Here is a 19,135-nt window from a genome sequence, read left to right as displayed (position 1 = left end):
AATAAAATCATTATAGATTAATATATTGATTATTAATTGTTATGAGTTAGGAGGATTTATGTAATGAAAATGTTTCAAAGAATAGGTGTTTCAGCTGTGATCGTCTCAACATTTTTAGGAATAGGGGACAATGTTAATATTGTAACTGCTGATTCTATAGAACAGCAGAGTAAATTAGGGATAGAACAAGAAACAGATAAACAAATCATTGTAAAATTCAGTGCAGATTTGAAATTACCATATGAAGATGGTATTGAAAAGCAGATACAATCTGAAACGAACGATAAAGTATTAGAAGATTTTTTGGCAGAATATCCAGATGTAACATTTACTCGTCTATTCACATCTGTAAGTCCGGAAGAAATACAAAATCTTGAAGTGAAAGCACCTAATAATGTATCTACAAGCTTATTAAACTACTATATTCTTCAAACCAAAAATGATGGGCGTGAAGAAACACTAGTAGATAAGTTAAAAGCATCTTCTTTAATAGAAGATGTGTATATGAAGAAACAAGAAAAAATAATACCGCCTGAAGTGAAACAATTAAGTGTATCTCTTACTCCTAATAATAATCCTAGATTTAATAAACAAGGTTATCTTGAAGCAGCACCATACGGTATTAATGCACCCTTCGCCTGGGGCGTTCAAGGCGGTAATGGAAATGATGTAACCTTTGTTGATATGGAATATGGTTGGTTATTAAATCATGAGGATTTAGTACATCGAAATATTGAATTGATGTCTGGAAGAAATATAGATCAACATGTCGGTCATGGGACGTCTGTACTAGGAATTGTATCATCTGAAGATAATGAAGTAGGGAATATTGGGATTGCACCAAAAGCGAAAGCAAAAGTGATTTCTCAAATAAGAGATAACGGACAGTATAATACAGCTGATGCAATATTAAGTGCTGTAAATCATTTAGAAGCTGGGGATGTTTTATTATTAGAGGCACAAGCTTCTTTTGATGGATATGGTGATAAATATTTACCTGTTGAAGTACAACCAGATATCTTTGATGCAATTCGTGCGGGTACAGATAAGGGTGTTGTAATTATAGAGGCTGGAGCAAATGGTTGGAATGATCTAGATCAATTTAAAGATAGAAATGGTAAACAAATTTTAAATCGTAATAGTAAAGATTTTAAAGATTCGGGTGCAATTATGGTAGGAGCGGGCTCTTCATCTTTCCCTCATGAACGTATGTGGTTTTCGAATTATGGAAGCCGTATTGATGTGTATGGCTGGGGAGAAAACGTAGATACAACTACAGCTGAGCAAAGTAGAAGTGCTGTAAATCTTTATACATCCAGCTTTAGTGGTACGTCTAGTGCTTCGCCTATTATTGCTGGAGCAGCGACTTTAGTACAAAGTATTGCTAAAGAAAATGTAGGACAACCATATAGACCAAGTGAATTGAGAACGATATTAAGTAACCATAACACTGGAACGAAGTCTAAAGATCCATATTCAGATAAGATTGGTATTTTACCGGATTTGAAGTCTATCCTAGTAAATTTAGGGTATGAACGAAGAGAACTAAACGGTGGGAATGAGTTACAAGTAACAGAAAATGAACCAAATAATGAACCTAAACAGGCAAATAAAATTAACTTTCATACACCAATGAAAGGGACACTACATAATCGTGATAACGTAGATGTATTTACTTTCCAAATTGACTCGCCAGAAACTATTAATATCTCTCTACTAAATGAAAAAAATATTGGAATGACATGGGTACTTCATCATGAATCGGATGTAAATAACTATGTAGCATATGGTGAAAATGAGGGAAATGTAGTTAAAGGAACCTATAATGCAAAGCCAGGTAAATATTATTTATATGTCTATAAGTATGAAAATAAAGATGGTTCATATGTATTAAATATAAAATAATCGAAAGGAACTTCAGATGAAGTTCCTTTCGATTATTTTAATTCAGGATACGTGAATGTTTTTTTACTTTATCTCGCAATTTGTCGGCAGTAAGAATTCCACCTCGTATTCGTCCAATTAGTTAAACGTTACTTCTATGCAATATTTCATATTTATGAAATGTCATTTATTTTTTACTCACCAGATTATATTATATTCAATAAGTCTGATGTAAAACAGAAAAGGGAGGAATAATAATGAACAATAAGAAGTTTATTTTGAAGTTATTCATATGTAGTATGGTACTTAGCGCCTTTGTATTTGCTTTCAATGATAAGAAAACCGTTGCAGCTAGCTCTATTAATGAGCTTGAAAATTGGTCTAGATGGATGAAACCTATAAATGATGACATACCGTTAGCACGAATTTCAATTCCAGGAACACATGATAGTGGAACGTTCAAGTTGCAAAATCCGATAAAGCAAGTGTGGGGAATGACGCAAGAATATGATTTTCGTTATCAAATGGATCATGGAGCTAGAATTTTTGATATAAGAGGGCGTTTAACAGATGATAATACGATAGTTCTTCATCATGGGCCATTATATCTTTATGTAACACTGCACGAATTTATAAACGAAGCGAAACAATTTTTAAAAGATAATCCAAGTGAAACGATTATTATGTCTTTAAAAAAAGAGTATGAGGATATGAAAGGGGCGGAAAGCTCATTTAGTAGTACGTTTGAGAAAAATTATTTTCGTGATCCAATCTTTTTAAAAACAGAAGGGAATATAAAGCTTGGAGATGCTCGCGGGAAAATTATATTACTAAAACGATATAGTGGTAGTAATGAATCTGGGGGATATAATAATTTCTATTGGCCAGACAATGAGACGTTTACCTCAACTATAAATCAAAATGTAAATGTCACAGTACAAGATAAATATAAAGTGAGTTATGATGAGAAAGTAAACGCTATTAAAGATACATTAAATGAAACGATTAACAATAGTGAAGATGTTAATCATCTATATATTAATTTTATAAGCTTGTCTTCTGGTGGTACAGCATGGAATAGTCCATATTATTATGCGTCCTACATAAATCCTGAAATTGCAAATTATATGAAGCAAAAGAATCCTACGAGAGTGGGCTGGATAATACAAGATTATATAAATGAAAAATGGTCACCATTACTTTATCAAGAAGTTATAAGAGCGAATAAGTCACTTGTAAAATAGTAAATATGGTCATAGTAAGAAGCGGTGAAATACGTCGCTTCTTATTGAAAATACAGTTTTTCTTGTAAATGGAACAATTTTCGAGCTATCGCAATCAATGTTTCATTATGAAAAGACGAAACTTTTAAATCGAATTCATTTCAAGTGAAAAATGAATACAAATAACCTTTTGAAAAAGCGACTGATCTAAGTGATTAGTTGCTTTTTATTTTGAAGTGGATGAGCAAAAAAACATAAAAGTGGTTGGTCCGTTTTTTACAAACATCCATTATGATAGGAGAAGAAAGGTAGTATTTTATTGATGCTTTAAAGAGGAAGTTTTTTATTGAAGTTCTTAATTAAAATAGACTAGCCTTAGAGAGGTGAAAATACAATGAGTTTTGCAATTTCACTAGTAGTTATTATTGTAATTGTATCGCTGTTTGGGACCGTACTAGTTGCACGAAATGTGGAGGAGAATTACGGCAAGTCTACAAAGAGAAATGTGAAAAACTTATCGACTATCTATATTATCCTTCTTTTCGTTCTACTTGTTGGGGTAACGTGGTATGCGGTAGTGATTTAATAACTTTTTAAAGGAACACATTTACATTGTGTATGATGGAGGAGTAGCACTTTGATAAAAAATGAGCGCCACGTTTTAATTGTTTTTCCGCATCCAGATGATGAATCATATTGCGTGGCTGGAACAATTTTAGCTTATGCTCAGCAGAATGTTTCTCTTACGGATGTTTGTTTAACGCTTGGCGAAATGGGGAGAGCGATGGGAAACCCTCCTTTTGCAACACGTGAATCATTATATGCTATAAGAGAGAAAGAACTAAAGAGCGCAACTAATATTTTAGGGATTAAAGATTTACGTATGATGGGATATCGTGATAAGACGCTTGAATTTGAAACTCCTGGAGAATTAAGAAGTGTAATACAAAATTGTGTGGAAGAATTGAATCCTTCGTTAGTCATTTCTTTTTATCCGGGATATGCAGTTCATCCAGATCATAATGCAACAGGAGAAGCAGTAGCCAGGGCGTTAGCTAATATTCCGGAAAATAAGAGGCCAATATTTTATGCTGTAGCTTTTTCAAATAATCATGAAGCAGAAATAGGGCCACCAAGTTTTAAAAATGGAGTAAAAGAATATGTTCCAAAAAAGTTGGACGCATTGCAAGCACATGCATCACAATTTGCGACTAAGGTAGCGGAACTGAAAAGAGAGTATGAAGATGGTGTTCCGGAAACAGTCGAGTGGTTAGAGAGAGAACCGTTTTGGATATACCCGTTCAAAGATAAAAATAAGTGATGCTATAGCTGAAGGTGATGAATATGTATTTTGAATATAAGAATCGAAAGGTTTTTTATAATATAGAAGGATCGGGTCCCGTCATATTGTTTTTACACGGTCTTGGAGGAAACGCAAATAATTGGTTATATCAAAGGCGATATTTCAAGGGGAATTGGACAGTGATTTCAATAGATTTACCTGGGCATGGGAAATCTGAAGGACTAGAAATTAACTTTAAAGAATACGCAAATGTTTTGTATGAGTTATGCAATTATTTAAAGCTACAAAAAGTAGTCATTTGTGGTCTTTCAAAAGGGGCTAGAGTAGGAATTGATTTTGCTATACAATATCCAAGCTTTGTTTCTAGCTTAATTGTTGTAAATGCATTTCCTTATTTGGAACTAAAGGATCGTAAAGAGCGACTTGAAGTATATGATTTACTTAGCTTACAGGATAACGGAAAAACATGGGCGGATACATTATTGAAGGCGATGGGAGTAGCAGATAATGAAGGGATTGTCCGGGGATTTTATCAATCTTTACAGTCTATTAACCCATTGCATATTCAAAGATTATTTGCTGAATTAGTTGATTATGATCAGAGACCGTTTCTTGCAAATGTTTCATGTCCTGTTTTAATAATAAGAGGGGGAAATGATGATTTTGTCCCTGAGAAATATGTAAGAGAGTTTGAAATACATTTAAAAAATACGACTTTCATTGAGTTTGAAAATAGTGGACATTTACCTTATTTAGAGCAGCCAACTAGCTTTAATATGACGGTAGAAACATTTTTAAATCATGCGCTTAATTAATACGATTGTTACAGTAAATACTGTTATTAATGAGTAAAGGATAGTTCGTTTTGAGAGGAGGGAACTAGATGGAATGGAAACCAAATCGTGCAGATAAGACACCCGTATATAAACAAATTGCTGATTATATTGAAAGGGGTATTTCTTCAGGTGAATTTCCTTCTGATAGCAAGTTACCTTCTGAGCGTATGCTAGCAAAGGAATTACAAGTGAACCGGAGCACAATAGTAGCTGCATATGAAGAGTTAAAATCACTTGGAGTAGTAGAACGGCAAAAAGGAAGCGGAACTCGGGTGAATACAGACATATGGGGTGTGTCACATAAACGAATACCGAACTGGGGGAGGTACGTTGAGGATGGATCGTTCTTACCTAACGTACCACTTGTTCAACAAATTCGAACGGAAACACAAAAAGATGACTTAATTAATTTAGCGAGTGGAGAATTGTCACCAGAATTAATTCCGAGCGATAGATTTCGAACGATTTTGTCGGAGAAAACATTTATGGAAAACCTCGGTTATGACCATCCACTTGGAAATGAGATGTTGAGAAAAACAATTGCAGTACATGTTCAGCAATACAAACAAATTGAATCAGAATCAAGCTCGATTCTGATTACATCTGGAGCACAACAGGCACTTAATCTTATCGTTCAATGCTTATTAAAACCGGGCGATGCCATTGCAATTGAAGATCCTTCGTATTGTTTCTCGCTTCCCATGTTTAAATCGGCCGGTTTAAATATATTCCATTTACCTGTTGATGAGCATGGAATGAATCCAGATGACTTAATCGATTTGCACAAAAAGCATCGTATTCGTATGGTGTTTTTGAATCCGGATTATCAAAATCCGACGGGCACTGTGCTTTCGTTAGCGAGGCGTAAAAAGATTTTAGAACTGTCTTCTGAATTCGGTATACCGATTGTAGAGGATGATCCATATAGTTTAACTTCTTTTAATGGAGAAGTGAATCCAACATTAAAATCAATGGATCAGAATGGGAATGTTCTTTATATAAGTTCATTATCAAAAATTGTTGCGTCAGGATTACGTATTGGCTGGGTAATTGGTCCTACGCGCGTAATAGAACGTTTAGCAGATGCGAAGCAACAAGTTGATTTTGGTCATAGTGTATTTACACAGTGGGTAGCAAATCAATTTTTAGAATCAGAAGATTTTCATACGCATATTACAATGCTTCGTGGACAATTGAAACAAAGAAGAGATGAGTTAATTAGAAAGCTTGAAGAAATATTAGGGGACCGCGTTGAATTTTTTGTTCCAGAGGGTGGAATACATGTATGGTGCAAAGTACAAGGAACGTTTGATGAATATCATTTATTAGGTGAATCTATACGGAATGGTGTAGCATTTGTCCCTGGAAGTGTTTTAGGTTCTAAAAGTGAATATATTCGTTTTACTTTTGGGAGAGTAAATGTAGAACAAATCCAACTTGGAATTACGAGGTTTGCGGAAACGCTAAACGAAATTTCATAATAGTGATGTGTAATATTGGAATGAGGGGAAGAAATGAAGTATGTGACGCTTTTACTTCAAGTAGGCGTGCTATATGTGTTTAGCTTAGCTGGTACGTGGATTCAGGGAATATTCCATCTATCGATGCCAGGAAGTTTAATAGGAATGTTAATGCTGTTTCTACTCCTTTCTACTCGTATTTTTCCATTAAAGTGGTTTGAGTTAGGGGCAGAAAAGTTAATCGTATTTTTACCGTTATTTTTAATTCCTTCGACAACAGGATTAATGGAATATGGATCTTTTCTTTTAAGTAAAGGAAGTATTATATTCCTTTTAGTTGTTGCAAGTACGGTAGTAACATTGATTGTTTCAGGGTATGTAAGTCAATTATTAGTAACATTCAAAAAATAAAATCGACAAGGTGCACGATTCAAATGGTCTTAATACTTATTACTGTAGTCATATATTTATTTGCGACAAAGCTGTATAAAAAATATACGTTTCCATTTATGTTACCAGTATTAACAGTTACAGCAACTATGATTTGCTTATTTCTGATGTTTGGCATTTCTCATCATGAGTATAAGGAAAATGGTGGGGACGTTCTTTCAGGCTTTTTGAGTCCTGCAATTGTAGCGTTAGCCATACCTCTATTTAAAGAACGAAAGATACTTATGAAAAACTTTTTATCGATACTTATTGGCGTATTGATAGGTATAGTGGCTTTAACGAGTATGAATGTAGTGATTGGTGGGATTTTGAATATAGATAAGGAATTTATACTAACCACTCTTCCGCAATTAGCGACAATGCCAATTGCCATTTCATTAGCGGATCAAATTGGTGGTATTCCAACTATGACTTCTAGTTTTGTAGTTGTTGCAGGAATAACAGGTGCTATTATCGGACCGACAGTACTTAAGTTTTTCCGGATAACAAGTACGATTGGAAAAGGAGTGGGGATGGGTTGCGCATCACATATTATCGGTGTGAGTCGACTCGTGAAGGAAGGCGAGAAAGAAGCGACTATCGGTTCAGTAACGATGATTGTAACAGGAATACTCATTAGTATATTAATACCTTATGGAACGAAATTTATATTTTAAAAGTTGTAATAAGAAGTATAATGCTACTTATTTTAAAATGTATGGAGATGATAAAAGTGACAACATGGTTTATAGTTACATTATTTATTTTTGGTGCCATTAAAGTTCTAGTTTCTAGTATGCCAACTTCTGTTGTAGAATCCATTATTAGTAGATTTGAATTACATCAAAAACTTGATGAAGAACATACGACTGTATCGCTAGATGGAAAGAATATAGAGGGCGAAATGAAACTGCAAGTTATAAATGATTTTAACGAGGCTTTATTTTTAGATAAACATTATTTTCCGCCACAAGGTGAAGGCACGCCGATAATCATTGAAACGAAAAAAGGAAAAAGAGTAATTACGTTATCGATATATAGTTATGAAGAACATGTTGATGTAATAAGGCAATATAAGAAGAAAGTTGTTGCCTATCGTTTACGTTCTAAAAGTCTTCAAACGTTTGCACCATTAGCAGTAACTGAAGAGTATGCTTAAGAAGAGACCTATAATGGTCTCTTTATTTTTGTATCCAATTATATACTTTCCAAATAAAAGAAAGGAACACCATATAACCAAATAAAGAATATGTATGGTTCCAGTCTGCACTATGTATAAATAAACCTAAACCTTCAGCAACTTGTTCAAAAATGCTAGCACAAATACCTATGGAAATAATAAATATAGTTCTAGAAACGGCAGATAATGTTTTTGAAATTTGTATGAAAATGATTGTTAAAATCGGTAGTACAAACAACGTAAAGCCAATGTTAACTGAAAATATGGATGGGAAGGGCCTAACTGGAAAGAAATATATGTGCTTATGGACAAAGAAAGCATCTAAGTAAGTTCCGATAATTGAAGAGAGTAAGATTGTAACTGTTAATGCTAGAAAATTATTCTTCTTCTCGAAGGAGGACATTTTTCTTTGCGAGAATTGCCAGTTCAATTTTTTCGAGTGTTTTGCAGTAGTCTTCTGTAATTTTTCCATTCATATTTTCCTCCTTATCCACTAAGTAATTTACAACTTGCCAGTCCGTAAACCAATCTTCACTTTCAACTTCTTCATGCTTCATATCTCGCCATGCATAGATGAGTGCAGGGCTGTATATACGATATGCGCCACTACGCAACTGGCATTTCTTTATTCGGCGTTTATAAAACTCACGGGAAAAAGATTCATTTACACTTGAAAATAAATGAGGCCAGTAATCTTTCCTTGAGCCTGTATGTGGATGATGCTCGGCCCAATATATGATTTGAGATAAAATATGTGTATCTCGAAATAATAATGAATACAACCTTTTTCCAATTAAGATTCGTTCATGCAAGGAAGTAAAATGTTTCATTGTATCGCCAATTAATAAAGTTTTTTGATTTGTATTATTTTCGTAGAAAGGGAAAAGGATATGATTAAACTGAAAGAAATCAAAGAGTTTAAATCCGATACTATTGAGTACGGTCTTTTGAAAGTGTGCATTTTGAATCACTCTTTTTTCTAAGTAGTTTTGCTCATTAATAATAGTTGCGATTGCTAATGTTTTTTTGTTCCCAGTTTTCCAAAAATCGTTCCACATCGTTTCCATAAATGTAGAAACATTTAGGTGAGGGAGAAGATGAAATAGCTTTTTTGCTTTTTTAACACTTTGTTCATAAAGTAAAAATTGAGGATATACATCTTGAAAAATGAGCCAATTCCCTCTTTCTAAAAAAGAAAAAAATGTAATTTGATCTTTCTCTGATAAAAGTTTCGTATATAAGTCTCCTTTTAAATCAGTCATATTCCAACCACCGTTACGTGATACCATATGTCCAAGTAGTGCCCAATGTATTTCTGGATATCGAATGTAAAATTGGTAGTACGCGCGTGTTCTCGTAACATTATTTTTATTTAGTTGTTCTGTCTGTATTTTTATATTGTTGATGATGAATTGCTCTTCTTTCGTTAATGTATACATGGTGTCAGAATGAATGAGTTTGCTTTTTTGTTTCAATTCATTTTTTACATCAAATAGGGAGAGAGGCAGTGCTTTGGAAGGTCCATTATATGTATAATTTGAATTGCTTCGGTCCATTCCGTTACCTCCCTTTTTCATAAGTTTAAACGTAATTATTGGCTATGAATCATTCTATTTATCCCGCTATTTGCCGGGCAGTAAGATCCCCACCTCAAAATTCAGCGGAAGCAAAGAAGTTCAGTGGAGGTCGGGCTGTCCCCCCACTAAATAAAGTTTCACTTTATTTTATTACGAGTATAAGAAATAAATGAGCGGTGTTTTTTACAAGGAATTTATTTATCATGCAAATAGTATAAAAAATCTTACCGTTATGAAGCGAAATAAAAAACAGAAACTATGCTTAATAGTTTCTGTTTTTTTATTTTGTCAATTTAATGTAACAAATGACAATTATGATTTGAATCAATTGAAAATAATTCAATAGCTTTTAATAAATACAATTTTTATGAAATGTACAGCAGGAGGAAAAGAAATGCTTAATAAAATAATTTTAATTACTGGTGGTACAGGTTCGTGGGGACATGAACTTATAAAACAATTATTAGAAAAATCACCGAAAGAAATTAGAGTTTTTTCAAGGAATGAAACGGTTCAGTTTGAAATGCAGCAACAGTTTATAAATGAAACTAGATTAAAATTTATCATTGGAGATATTCGTGATAAAGACCAACTCGTCTATGCTTGCCAAGATGTACATTATGTATTCCATCTTGCAGCTTTAAAACATGTTCCAGTATGTGAGTATTATCCTTATGAAGCTATAAAAACAAATATACATGGTACGCAAAATGTAATTGAAGCATCTATCCAGATGCAAGTTGAGAAAGTTATATATGTTTCAACAGATAAAGCAGCGGATCCATCAAATACGTATGGGATGACAAAAGCAATTGGTGAAAAATTAATGGTTCATGCGAATGTGCAAACGCAGAAAACAAAATTCATTTGTGTTCGTGGTGGAAATGTTTTAGGGACGAGCGGAAGTGTAGTGCCGCTTTTTAAAAAGCAAATTAAGAAGTCTTCACAAATAGGAATTACCGATGTAAATATGACTAGATTTTTCTTAACGATTGAAGATGCTGTTCGGTTGTTATTTAAAGCAGCATTTGACGGAAGAGGAGGGGAAATCTTTGTCATGAAAATGCCGGCATGTAAAATTACAGATTTAGCAAAGGTGTTGATCGAAGATTCGAAAAAAGAATACGTGAAGATAAAAGAAGTAGGGATAAGGCCAGGTGAAAAATTAAGTGAAATGCTTTTATCTGAAGTAGAGAGTAAAACAAGTATAAGTTTTGATCAAAATTATTTTGTGGTACTACCGACTATTCCTATAGAGGGACTTCAAGAATATTATGCTAGTTATCCGCTTGTGGATGTGAAGAGTTTTAGTTCTCAACAAGACTTACTTGCAAAAGATGAGGTGAAACAAATGCTATTAAAGGGAGGATTTCTACGATGAAAAAAAATGCAAGCCTTTTAATAACTGGTGCAAATGGTTTCACAGGTAGACATGCTTGCCAATATTTTTTAGAGCAGGGCTTTCATGTAATTCCTATGTTTCAAAACCGTCCACATAGAGAAAACATCGGAAATAGTATTACTTGTGATTTAACTAATAAGAGCGAAGTAATGAAGGTAATGAAACAAATAAAACCAGACTATGTATTGCATTTAGCAGGAAGAAATTCAGTTATAGAGTCTTGGACAGCTTCTCTTGAATACATGGAGATTAATGTAATAGGGACTTTGTATTTATTAGAAGCGATTAAGCAGGAAGCTTCGCATTGTAAAACATTAGTTATAGGATCTGCATTGCAAGCAGATAGTATGAATAACATAAAAGTTTCAAATCCATATAGTTTAAGTAAAACGATGCAAGTCATTATTGCAGAGGCTTGGGGCGGATTAATGGATTCAAATATTATCATTGCAAAGCCCTCAAACTTAATTGGTCCAGGAGAATCGAATGGCATTTGTTCGATTCTCGCAAAAAAAATGATAGATATAGAATCGGGTAGGAGTAAAGCGATTATTGAAGTAAGCAGTTTGAAAGATAGTAGGGATTTTCTAGATGTACGTGATGCGGTTAAAGCGTATCATGTGTTATTACGTAATGGTATAAATGGGAAACAATATAATATTGGATCAGGAGTGAGACGATCTTTATTAGATGTACTAGAACAATATAAAAGATTAACACAGCTCCATTTTACTATAAAAGAAACAGAGAATAGTGGAAGCAGCTCAAATGAGAGCTTAGTAATAGAGGATATAAAAAAGTTAGGTTGGATCCCAGAAATTCAATTTCATCAATCATTAAAAGATGTACTTGAATATGCGAAGTGCAGTGACATCTGCATGCAATGAAAAATAAAAAAGGGTGTAAGAAGTATATGAATGTGAATGGTTATGAAGCAATAAATAATCAAAATACACTATTTCTTTCGATTGTCGATACGCTGGATTGGAAAGATGAAGAAGCGCATGTTTTGCACATCTATGAGGCGATAAATAAATGTCGAGCATACGTGGAAAAGGTTAATCGGAAAAATCCAGCAGTAGAGACGGGAATTAGGCCTGTAATCCAAGTCTTTACTCAGTGTGAATGTAGTGAGTATGGAAATGATTTTTATGAACTCATCAAAGATCTTTTGCAAGATATAGGATTTGAGTTAAATATTTATATAAATAATAGTAAGTTTACTTACATGTAATAGATTGATATAAAGCAAGATTTTTAATGATAAAGGTGGATATAAGTTATGAATAAAAAGATTCTCTTTACTGGGGGCGGTACAGCAGGACACGTTATGATTAATATGGTATTGATTCCTAAATTTATGGAAAAAGGATGGGGAGTTGAGTATATTGGATCTCAAAATGGAATTGAAAAGTTATTAGTTCAAAATGTTAAGTACAATAGTATTTCAACGGGGAAGCTTCGGAGATATTGGGATTGGGAGAACTTTAAAGATCCTTTTAAAATTATAAAAGGCTGCTTACAAAGTTATAAATTAATTAAGAAAGTGAAGCCAGACGTTATCTTTTCGGCAGGAGGATTTGTTTCGGTTCCTGTAGTTATAGGGGCATGGTTAAATCATGTACCAATCGTAATACGTGAGCCAGACAGTACGTTAGGGTTAGCAAATAAAATAGCATTGCCTTTTGCTACAAAACTATGCACAACATTTCCTCATACAGGGGAGAATGTAAGTAACGAGAAAAAAGTTTATGTAGGACCAATTGTAAGGGAAGAAATTGAGAGAGGTAGCGTATTACGAGGAAGAAGTTATTGTGAATTTCAGCAAGATAAGCCAGTATTGTTAATTATGGGTGGGAGTCAAGGGGCTAAGTGGATAAATGATATGGTAAGGAAAAGTTTAGATACATTATTATTAAGTTTTAATATTGTTCATATGTGCGGTAAAGGAAAGGTAGATTCATCTATTGGCATGGAAGGTTATATGCAATTTGAATATATAGGGGAAGAATTGCCGCATATATTGAATATGGCAAGTGTTGTCGTTTCCAGAGCGGGTTCTACTGCTATTTCTGAATTGTTATTTTTGAAGAAACCGATGTTGCTTATCCCGTTAACTAACGGTTCCAGTAGAGGGGATCAAGTTTTAAATGCTGACTATTTTTCTAGGCAAGGGTATGCGGAAGTTTTACTTCAAGACAGAGCAAGTAATAGTGCATTTACACATGCAGTAAACCGGCTATATGCAAATAAGGAGAGATATGTTCAAAACATGAATGGATATAAGAAAACAAATGATGAGGGGATTCATCAATTAATAGATTTAATAAATGAAGTGGTGAAATAATAGAAAGTTAAATAGAAAAACAAAAGGAAAGAAGGTATCTTCTTTCCTTTTGTTTTTCAAATTCATTATTATGTAGCCTATTATATTCTGTATAGAGCTATATACTATAGACGAATACCGTTTTTTAACAGCTTAGTAAATGCATTAGAATAAATAGGTTTACTGTAATAGTAACCTTGAATAAACTGACATTTATTTTTTTGAAGGAAATTCACGTGTTCTTTCGTTTCTACACCTTCAGCGATAACCGACATCTCTAATGTATGTGCTAATGTGATGATTGTTTTAATGATTTCCATTCCATCTTCACACGTTTCAGACATTGTCATAAATTCCCTCGGGATTTTTAAAGTATCGATTGGATATAAAGGTAAGTAAGCAAGCGAAGAATAGCCTGTACCAAAGTCGTCGATTGAAATGTGAATTCCTAAATTTTTTAGTGTACGCAGTTTTATTAATGTTTCTCTTTCATCCATCATTGCAATTCGTTCTGTTAATTCAAGATCGAGAGAACTTGCTGGTAAGCCTGTAGTTGCTAAAGTAAATGAAATAGACTTTACAAAATCTTCTTGTTCAAATTCTTTAGCAGATAAATTTACTCCTATTTTTAAATGAGAATACCCGAGTACATGCCAACGTTTCATTTGCTCACAAGCTTGTTGTAATGTCCATTTTCCTATTGGAATAATTTGTAGTGTTTCTTCAGCAATAGGAATAAATTCGTATGGAGAAATAACACCTAATTCGGGATGGTTCCATCTGATCAAAGCTTCAGCACCGATAATTTTGTTAGATTCACTGTCAACTTGAGGTTGATATAAAAGGAATAATTCTTCATTTTGAAGTGCATTTGGTAAATCTTTCTCTAATCGTAATCGTCTTTCAATTTTTTTAGCGATTACATCGTCATAAATAGAGACTGAATTAAGCTCTTTTTCTTTCGCATCATACATTGCGACATTAGCATTTTTCAAAAGTGTAGAGGCATCGATTCCAGAATGTGGATAAATAGCGATACCAATACTAAGTGATACATTTAATTTTTGTTCATGTATGACAAATGGTTTTTTCATACTTTCAAATAATTCGTTACATAACTGGAATAAGGAATCATGGTCAGTATAGTTTTCAATTAAGATTGTGAATTCATCGCCACCGATTCTTGATACATAAGTATGTGATGGAAGACATGATTGGAATCGCTGTGCCACTTCTTCTAATATGTAATCACCTGACGAATGCCCAAGTGTATCGTTAATTGCTTTAAAGCGGTCTAAATCTAAATATAATAATGCGAACTCACTATTTATTGTTTGAGCATTCTTTATAACTTTTCTTAATTTCTTATGGAAATAGGCTCGATTCCCAATTTTCGTTACAGCATCGTGGAATGCTAAATATTTTATTTCTTCTTGTTGTTTTTTTTGTGCGGTAATATCCTTTACCATAATATAGCTTCCTGAAATTTGTCCATTTATCATAATAGGGACGATGGTAACGTATAAAAAATAAATAAAACCATCTTTATATTGAGAACTAAGTTGTAAGGATGCCGATTTTTGTTGTTTAACTTTTTCTAATGCAGTTAACAGTTTGTGTTTATCTTCATCTAAAATGATCGAGAAACATGTCTCACCGAGTAACTCGTTTGTTGGTGCTCCGAGTAGGACGCTTCCTGCCTTATTTACATTTAAGAATACTCCATTTAAATCAATTGTAAAAATAGGGTCAGGGTGATATTCATATAATGATTCGAATTTTTGCTGTTTCTCAGATAGAGCCTCTGACTTATGGACTAAATCAGAAGTCCTTAAAGTAACTTTATCTTCAAGTTGAGCATTAAATGCTTGTAGACGTTTTGTTAGAGTAGCATTTTGCATACCCACAATAGAATGTCGAATAAGTACAAAAACAAAAGCGATACAATTTCCTGTAATGAGAGTGGAAGATGATGTTTGTTCTTTTAACGTAAACCCGATTAGTATTGCGACGGCAAGGTAGGGGAATACGACTAAAACTTTTTTCCCTAATTTAGGGTGTACAGTAAAATAATTTTTATTGCTATTATAATCGTCTGAAATGGAACCAGCTATTGCGATAAGTAATATAGGTACTCTATATAAAAGACGTAATAGCGTTATAGTATCATTTGCTAAATGGCTATATAGGTAGAAGTAAATATAGTTAAAAGTTGCAGAACTTATTAATACAAAAATAAAAATATAAATTTTCCGTTTGGAATTAAAAACAGTTGGGCGGAAAAAGAGACTAACACTTAGTAGAAGAAGTAATAGGTCTGCAATTGGATATAGAAAGGAAAGAAAAATATCTCCCAGTGAAAGGGAAAATATATTTAAATCTGGCTGATTAAATAAATACCATTCTAATGTGAATACGGAAATGAGTACTATGCATAGATCACAAATAAAGAATGCCTTTTCCCATTTGTTGCATTCTTTTAAGATTTTATAGCAGAAAGCGATAAGGCAGAAGACTAGAAAAAACATGTAAAACACATCAGAAACAGTAAAACGATGTATTGGAATCTCAAAAAACTTATCTTGATACGTATATACTATTTTTCCTAATAAAAAACTACCAATTGCTATTGTGATACATATCCAAAAAGGATTTGAACTAACTTTTTTAGAATATATAGAGTAAATTAGTGATACAAATGTAATGGCTTCAATGATGAGTGAAGCGAAGCGTACATTGAAATTTGAAAAATGAGTAGGGAACAGAAAGAAAAACATAAAATAGATTGAATAGCATACTAATGTTGTAATTAATATGCATAGTTGTAAATTTTTATTTAATTTCAATAAAATCACCTTCTTTAATTACGCACCATATTCGTAATATCTATACATAATAATATTACTTAAGGATTGTATCAGATTTCCATATAAAAAGCATGCTAATAAGAAAAGAATTGAAGAGTGTAATACTTCTTAAAATTGAAAAAGTATTGCGTTCAATAATTTTTAGTTTATAAGGAATATAGATAGAATTTGTATATTTAGTCATCCTTTAGATTTTAAAGGTTTTTTAGTGATTTGCAAGCAGAGATGCAACATTACATATAAAATGACAAGGGACTTCCTTCTAAGTTATAAAACGAAAGGGAAGACTTTCTGTTTTAAAATCTGAAAATTTATAATTGAAAATAAGTTCCGGGAAGTAATATGATAAGAAAGTATGATTTTGTGGGTTTGATAGTGTTGCCATTAAAACTATAAAAAGAGGGTGAACTTTTAATGTTATGTCGAATTAAAGATGCAGAAATATACTACGAAATTGTTGGAGAGGGGAAACCAGTCCTTATTATACATGGGTGTGCCCCTGATCATAGGTTAATGCAAAGATGTATGGAATCAGTATTTCAGAAATATGAAGGATATCAAAAAATTTATATTGATTTACCTGGCATGGGAAAATCGAACGCTCCAGATTGGATAAATAGTTCAGACCATATATTAGAAGTACTTATTGCATTTATTGAGGAGATTATTTCTACTGAAAAATTCTTATTGGTAGGAGAATCGTACGGAGGATATTTGGCTAGAGGGATACTCTCAAAGATGTCTGAGAAGGTGAATGGATTATTGTTAGTATGTCCTGTTGTTGTAGCACAACCAAAAGAAAGACTTTTACCGGATAAACAGGTACTTGTACGAGACGAGGAGTTTTTAAATACGCTCACTTCTATCGAAAGAGAAGAATTTTGCGATTTGGCAGTGGTAGCAAATGAATATACATATACACGATTCAAAGAAGAAATTAAGCCAGGATTAGATGTTGCTAATTATGAATTTATTGAAAGGTTGCAAAAGAATTACCCTCTTACTATAGATTTTCACCGTAAGAAATATGAGAAACCCGTTCTTTTATTAGCTGGAAGACAAGATATAACAGTAGGGTATCAAGATATTATAGGAATGATTGAAAATTATCCAAGAGCGACATTAGCTGTGTTAGACACGGCAGGACATAATTTGCAAATTGAACAGCCTGAACTATTTGAGAGTTTAGTAGGAGAGTGGATTAGAAGAACAACTTAGCAAAGTGTATAAAGTATATTAAAGGAGAATAAATTAATATTGCGATTACGCCTAAGTTTTTGGATGGGACAGATTAACGTGATGTATAAACAATCTTAAGGAGGAATTATGAGTACATTTATTTACATGGTTAGACATGGTGAATCACTTAAAATAGAGGGGAATGAAAGAACACGTGGATTAACTGAGAAAGGAAATTTAGATACTCATAGAGTAACTGAGATATTAAAAACAGAGGGAATTGATACTTTCATTTCAAGTCCGTATAAGAGAGCTATGTTAACGATAGAAGAGGCAGCTAATTTCTATGAAAAAGAAATAGTAGTATATGAAAATCTTAAAGAGTGTCGATTTGCAAGTGAGGATCAGATTATATTAGACAAAGAGGTGTATCCACTTGTAAAGAAGATGTTCTCTAATCCGGACTTTGCACGAACGGAAGGAGAGTCATATGCGGATTGCCAGAAAAGAGTAGTGAAAGTATTAAAAGAAATCTTAATGGGTTTTCAAGGGCGCAAAATTGTAATTGGTACACATGGGCTTGTCATGACATTGATGATGAACTATTTTGATAAGCAATATGGGCTTGAATTTTTAATGAATACAGCAAAACCGGATATATATAAGATGGAATTTAAAGAAGAACAATTAATGAATGTAGAGAGATTATGGAAAGCTGAATAAAATTGGTTGCATGGATTTTGCTGTAAAAGTTACTTTTATAGCAAAATCTTTTTTATTTGAATAGAAAGCATCTTTATCAACTATTTTTAGAATGTTACATCAATAAGTAATTATTCAGTGTTTGAATAAATTATGGGGGAATTGGTTTAGGGAAACAATTTTAAATGTGTCAAAACTCCAAACGTTGGATTTATATGCATTAGGAGAAAAAGATGTAGAATTTTGTCTTGTTGTACGTGTTTACTTTTTATTCCGTTACATATAGGCTTTGTGGTGTAAGGGGGAGACATCGCCTTTGCGCTAAATTTAGAAGGAGGTCATTGTGATGAAAAAGATGAAGAAATTTGCGGGAGTAGCTTTAGCGGGGACAATTGGATTAAGCGGACTACTTTTTTTAGAACCGAGTATAAGTGCTGCAGAAACATCGCAAGTGCAAGAGGAGAATGTTAATGCGATTCATGTAAAGATGAATCAAAGTGAGCATTATTTATTGAGTGGTAGAAGTATTGATGTTCTTTCGGGAGATAAAGAAGCAATTCAGCTAAATAAATATACAATTAGTTTTAGTAAACCTGGCGAGTATGTGATTAGGGTAAATGGTTGTGTTTATGACGATATCTATACTTTTACTGTGAGTGAGTAGTATATATTTTTATATTGTGAGATAAAAAAAGAAACACCCTATTTGCGGTGGGAATCGTAAATAGGGTGAATTATTTGTTAGAAAGTTAATGAAAAGAGCAATA

General features: G+C 33.1%; 19 protein-coding genes and 1 pseudogene. 17 read left to right on the top strand and 3 right to left on the bottom strand.

Features of this window, described 5'->3' with window-relative positions; all coding sequences use genetic code 11:
* The first annotated feature begins 63 nt into the window (after positions 1 to 63).
* The 10 genes and pseudogenes from F0362_RS18435 to F0362_RS18390 all read left to right on the top strand — a co-directional run bounded on the left by F0362_RS18435 (position 64) and on the right by F0362_RS18390 (position 8,294).
* Positions 64 to 1,905: a S8 family peptidase gene (locus F0362_RS18435; RefSeq protein WP_000781565.1), complete on the top strand. Its 1,842-nt coding sequence runs from the start codon at positions 64 to 66 to the stop codon at positions 1,903 to 1,905.
* Positions 1,906 to 2,141: 236 nt separating this feature from the next.
* Complete coding sequence (locus F0362_RS18430) at positions 2,142 to 3,128, top strand: phosphatidylinositol-specific phospholipase C (protein ID WP_001060367.1); 987 nt, start codon at positions 2,142 to 2,144, stop codon at positions 3,126 to 3,128.
* Between the two features lie 34 nt (positions 3,129 to 3,162).
* Positions 3,163 to 3,276: pseudogene (locus F0362_RS18425) on the top strand (GntR family transcriptional regulator); the annotation flags it as partial.
* A 225-nt stretch (positions 3,277 to 3,501) separates the two neighbouring features.
* Entirely contained in the window at positions 3,502 to 3,693 is a 192-nt protein-coding gene (locus tag F0362_RS18420) for a hypothetical protein (RefSeq protein WP_000006467.1), read from the top strand.
* Between the two features lie 54 nt (positions 3,694 to 3,747).
* Positions 3,748 to 4,428 (top strand): bacillithiol biosynthesis deacetylase BshB2, encoded by a 681-nt coding sequence (gene bshB2 / locus F0362_RS18415; protein ID WP_149890063.1) that lies wholly within the window; start codon positions 3,748 to 3,750, stop codon positions 4,426 to 4,428.
* 23 nt (positions 4,429 to 4,451) lie between these two features.
* Positions 4,452 to 5,225 (top strand): alpha/beta fold hydrolase, encoded by a 774-nt coding sequence (locus F0362_RS18410; RefSeq protein ID WP_002048821.1) that lies wholly within the window; start codon positions 4,452 to 4,454, stop codon positions 5,223 to 5,225.
* Positions 5,226 to 5,293: 68 nt separating this feature from the next.
* The gene (locus F0362_RS18405; RefSeq protein WP_000454969.1) at positions 5,294 to 6,727 is read left to right on the top strand and encodes a MocR-like pyridoxine biosynthesis transcription factor PdxR; all 1,434 of its coding nucleotides are present in this window, start codon (positions 5,294 to 5,296) and stop codon (positions 6,725 to 6,727) included.
* 33 nt (positions 6,728 to 6,760) lie between these two features.
* The gene (locus F0362_RS18400) at positions 6,761 to 7,117 is read left to right on the top strand and encodes a CidA/LrgA family holin-like protein (RefSeq protein ID WP_000878481.1); all 357 of its coding nucleotides are present in this window, start codon (positions 6,761 to 6,763) and stop codon (positions 7,115 to 7,117) included.
* Between the two features lie 23 nt (positions 7,118 to 7,140).
* The gene (locus tag F0362_RS18395; protein WP_000242990.1) at positions 7,141 to 7,812 is read left to right on the top strand and encodes an LrgB family protein; all 672 of its coding nucleotides are present in this window, start codon (positions 7,141 to 7,143) and stop codon (positions 7,810 to 7,812) included.
* Between the two features lie 56 nt (positions 7,813 to 7,868).
* On the top strand, positions 7,869 to 8,294 hold the full coding sequence (locus F0362_RS18390) for a YfmQ family protein (RefSeq protein WP_000214609.1): 426 nt from the start codon (positions 7,869 to 7,871) through the stop codon (positions 8,292 to 8,294).
* 22 nt (positions 8,295 to 8,316) lie between these two features.
* Here the strand turns inward: F0362_RS18390 and F0362_RS18385 are convergent, their stop codons facing one another.
* Together F0362_RS18385 and F0362_RS18380 are read right to left on the bottom strand one after the other, a co-directional pair.
* Positions 8,317 to 8,718 carry a CBO0543 family protein gene (locus F0362_RS18385; protein ID WP_033661972.1) on the bottom strand — a complete coding sequence of 134 codons (402 nt, stop codon included), beginning with the start codon at positions 8,716 to 8,718 and terminating at the stop codon, positions 8,317 to 8,319.
* A complete protein-coding gene (locus F0362_RS18380; RefSeq protein ID WP_000376171.1) occupies positions 8,693 to 9,871 on the bottom strand; it encodes a DUF2515 domain-containing protein in 1,179 nt (392 codons plus the stop codon). Before F0362_RS18380 ends, F0362_RS18385 begins: the two co-directional genes overlap by 26 nt.
* Before the next feature lie 415 nt (positions 9,872 to 10,286).
* Here F0362_RS18380 and F0362_RS18375 point away from each other — a divergent pair, with 415 nt between their 5' ends.
* From F0362_RS18375 to F0362_RS18360, 4 genes are read left to right on the top strand one after another with little or no spacing between them, the layout of a single operon-like run.
* On the top strand, positions 10,287 to 11,273 hold the full coding sequence (locus F0362_RS18375) for a UDP-N-acetylglucosamine 4,6-dehydratase family protein (protein ID WP_000932618.1): 987 nt from the start codon (positions 10,287 to 10,289) through the stop codon (positions 11,271 to 11,273).
* Complete coding sequence (locus F0362_RS18370; protein ID WP_000739099.1) at positions 11,270 to 12,181, top strand: SDR family oxidoreductase; 912 nt, start codon at positions 11,270 to 11,272, stop codon at positions 12,179 to 12,181. The genes F0362_RS18375 and F0362_RS18370 overlap by 4 nt, the downstream gene beginning before the upstream one ends.
* Entirely contained in the window at positions 12,178 to 12,528 is a 351-nt protein-coding gene (locus F0362_RS18365; protein ID WP_002093408.1) for a DUF6572 domain-containing protein, read from the top strand. The genes F0362_RS18370 and F0362_RS18365 overlap by 4 nt, the downstream gene beginning before the upstream one ends.
* Before the next feature lie 48 nt (positions 12,529 to 12,576).
* On the top strand, positions 12,577 to 13,641 hold the full coding sequence (locus F0362_RS18360; RefSeq protein ID WP_001035077.1) for an undecaprenyldiphospho-muramoylpentapeptide beta-N-acetylglucosaminyltransferase: 1,065 nt from the start codon (positions 12,577 to 12,579) through the stop codon (positions 13,639 to 13,641).
* 104 nt (positions 13,642 to 13,745) lie between these two features.
* Here F0362_RS18360 and F0362_RS18355 read toward each other — a convergent pair whose 3' ends face one another.
* Complete coding sequence (locus F0362_RS18355; protein ID WP_000773578.1) at positions 13,746 to 16,466, bottom strand: sensor domain-containing protein; 2,721 nt, start codon at positions 16,464 to 16,466, stop codon at positions 13,746 to 13,748.
* Positions 16,467 to 16,901: 435 nt separating this feature from the next.
* On the opposite strand from F0362_RS18355, the gene F0362_RS18350 reads away from it, so the two are divergent.
* From F0362_RS18350 to F0362_RS18340, 3 genes are all read left to right on the top strand, one after another.
* Positions 16,902 to 17,705 (top strand): alpha/beta fold hydrolase, encoded by an 804-nt coding sequence (locus F0362_RS18350; protein ID WP_000882567.1) that lies wholly within the window; start codon positions 16,902 to 16,904, stop codon positions 17,703 to 17,705.
* Positions 17,706 to 17,813: 108 nt separating this feature from the next.
* The gene (locus tag F0362_RS18345) at positions 17,814 to 18,389 is read left to right on the top strand and encodes a histidine phosphatase family protein (RefSeq protein ID WP_000102866.1); all 576 of its coding nucleotides are present in this window, start codon (positions 17,814 to 17,816) and stop codon (positions 18,387 to 18,389) included.
* Between the two features lie 325 nt (positions 18,390 to 18,714).
* Complete coding sequence (locus tag F0362_RS18340; protein ID WP_000738320.1) at positions 18,715 to 19,032, top strand: hypothetical protein; 318 nt, start codon at positions 18,715 to 18,717, stop codon at positions 19,030 to 19,032.
* Positions 19,033 to 19,135 lie beyond the last annotated feature (103 nt).

It is taken from the genome of Bacillus sp. BS98 (assembly GCF_008432245.1).
In the GTDB taxonomy this organism is placed as follows: Bacteria; Bacillota; Bacilli; order Bacillales; family Bacillaceae_G; genus Bacillus_A; species Bacillus_A toyonensis.
This window is presented reverse-complemented; position numbering and strand designations above follow the sequence as displayed.

Coding starts and splice junctions, on each gene's coding strand:
- F0362_RS18435 (WP_000781565.1), top strand. CDS start 64: ATGAAAATGTTTCAAAGAATAGGTGTTTCAGCTGTGATCGTCTCAACA.
- F0362_RS18430 (WP_001060367.1), top strand. CDS start 2,142: ATGAACAATAAGAAGTTTATTTTGAAGTTATTCATATGTAGTATGGTA.
- F0362_RS18420 (WP_000006467.1), top strand. CDS start 3,502: ATGAGTTTTGCAATTTCACTAGTAGTTATTATTGTAATTGTATCGCTG.
- F0362_RS18410 (WP_002048821.1), top strand. CDS start 4,452: ATGTATTTTGAATATAAGAATCGAAAGGTTTTTTATAATATAGAAGGA.
- F0362_RS18405 (WP_000454969.1), top strand. CDS start 5,294: ATGGAATGGAAACCAAATCGTGCAGATAAGACACCCGTATATAAACAA.
- F0362_RS18400 (WP_000878481.1), top strand. CDS start 6,761: ATGAAGTATGTGACGCTTTTACTTCAAGTAGGCGTGCTATATGTGTTT.
- F0362_RS18395 (WP_000242990.1), top strand. CDS start 7,141: ATGGTCTTAATACTTATTACTGTAGTCATATATTTATTTGCGACAAAG.
- F0362_RS18385 (WP_033661972.1), bottom strand. CDS start 8,718: ATGTCCTCCTTCGAGAAGAAGAATAATTTTCTAGCATTAACAGTTACA.
- F0362_RS18380 (WP_000376171.1), bottom strand. CDS start 9,871: ATGGACCGAAGCAATTCAAATTATACATATAATGGACCTTCCAAAGCA.
- F0362_RS18375 (WP_000932618.1), top strand. CDS start 10,287: ATGCTTAATAAAATAATTTTAATTACTGGTGGTACAGGTTCGTGGGGA.
- F0362_RS18370 (WP_000739099.1), top strand. CDS start 11,270: ATGAAAAAAAATGCAAGCCTTTTAATAACTGGTGCAAATGGTTTCACA.
- F0362_RS18365 (WP_002093408.1), top strand. CDS start 12,178: ATGAAAAATAAAAAAGGGTGTAAGAAGTATATGAATGTGAATGGTTAT.
- F0362_RS18360 (WP_001035077.1), top strand. CDS start 12,577: ATGAATAAAAAGATTCTCTTTACTGGGGGCGGTACAGCAGGACACGTT.
- F0362_RS18350 (WP_000882567.1), top strand. CDS start 16,902: ATGTTATGTCGAATTAAAGATGCAGAAATATACTACGAAATTGTTGGA.
- F0362_RS18345 (WP_000102866.1), top strand. CDS start 17,814: ATGAGTACATTTATTTACATGGTTAGACATGGTGAATCACTTAAAATA.
- F0362_RS18340 (WP_000738320.1), top strand. CDS start 18,715: ATGAAAAAGATGAAGAAATTTGCGGGAGTAGCTTTAGCGGGGACAATT.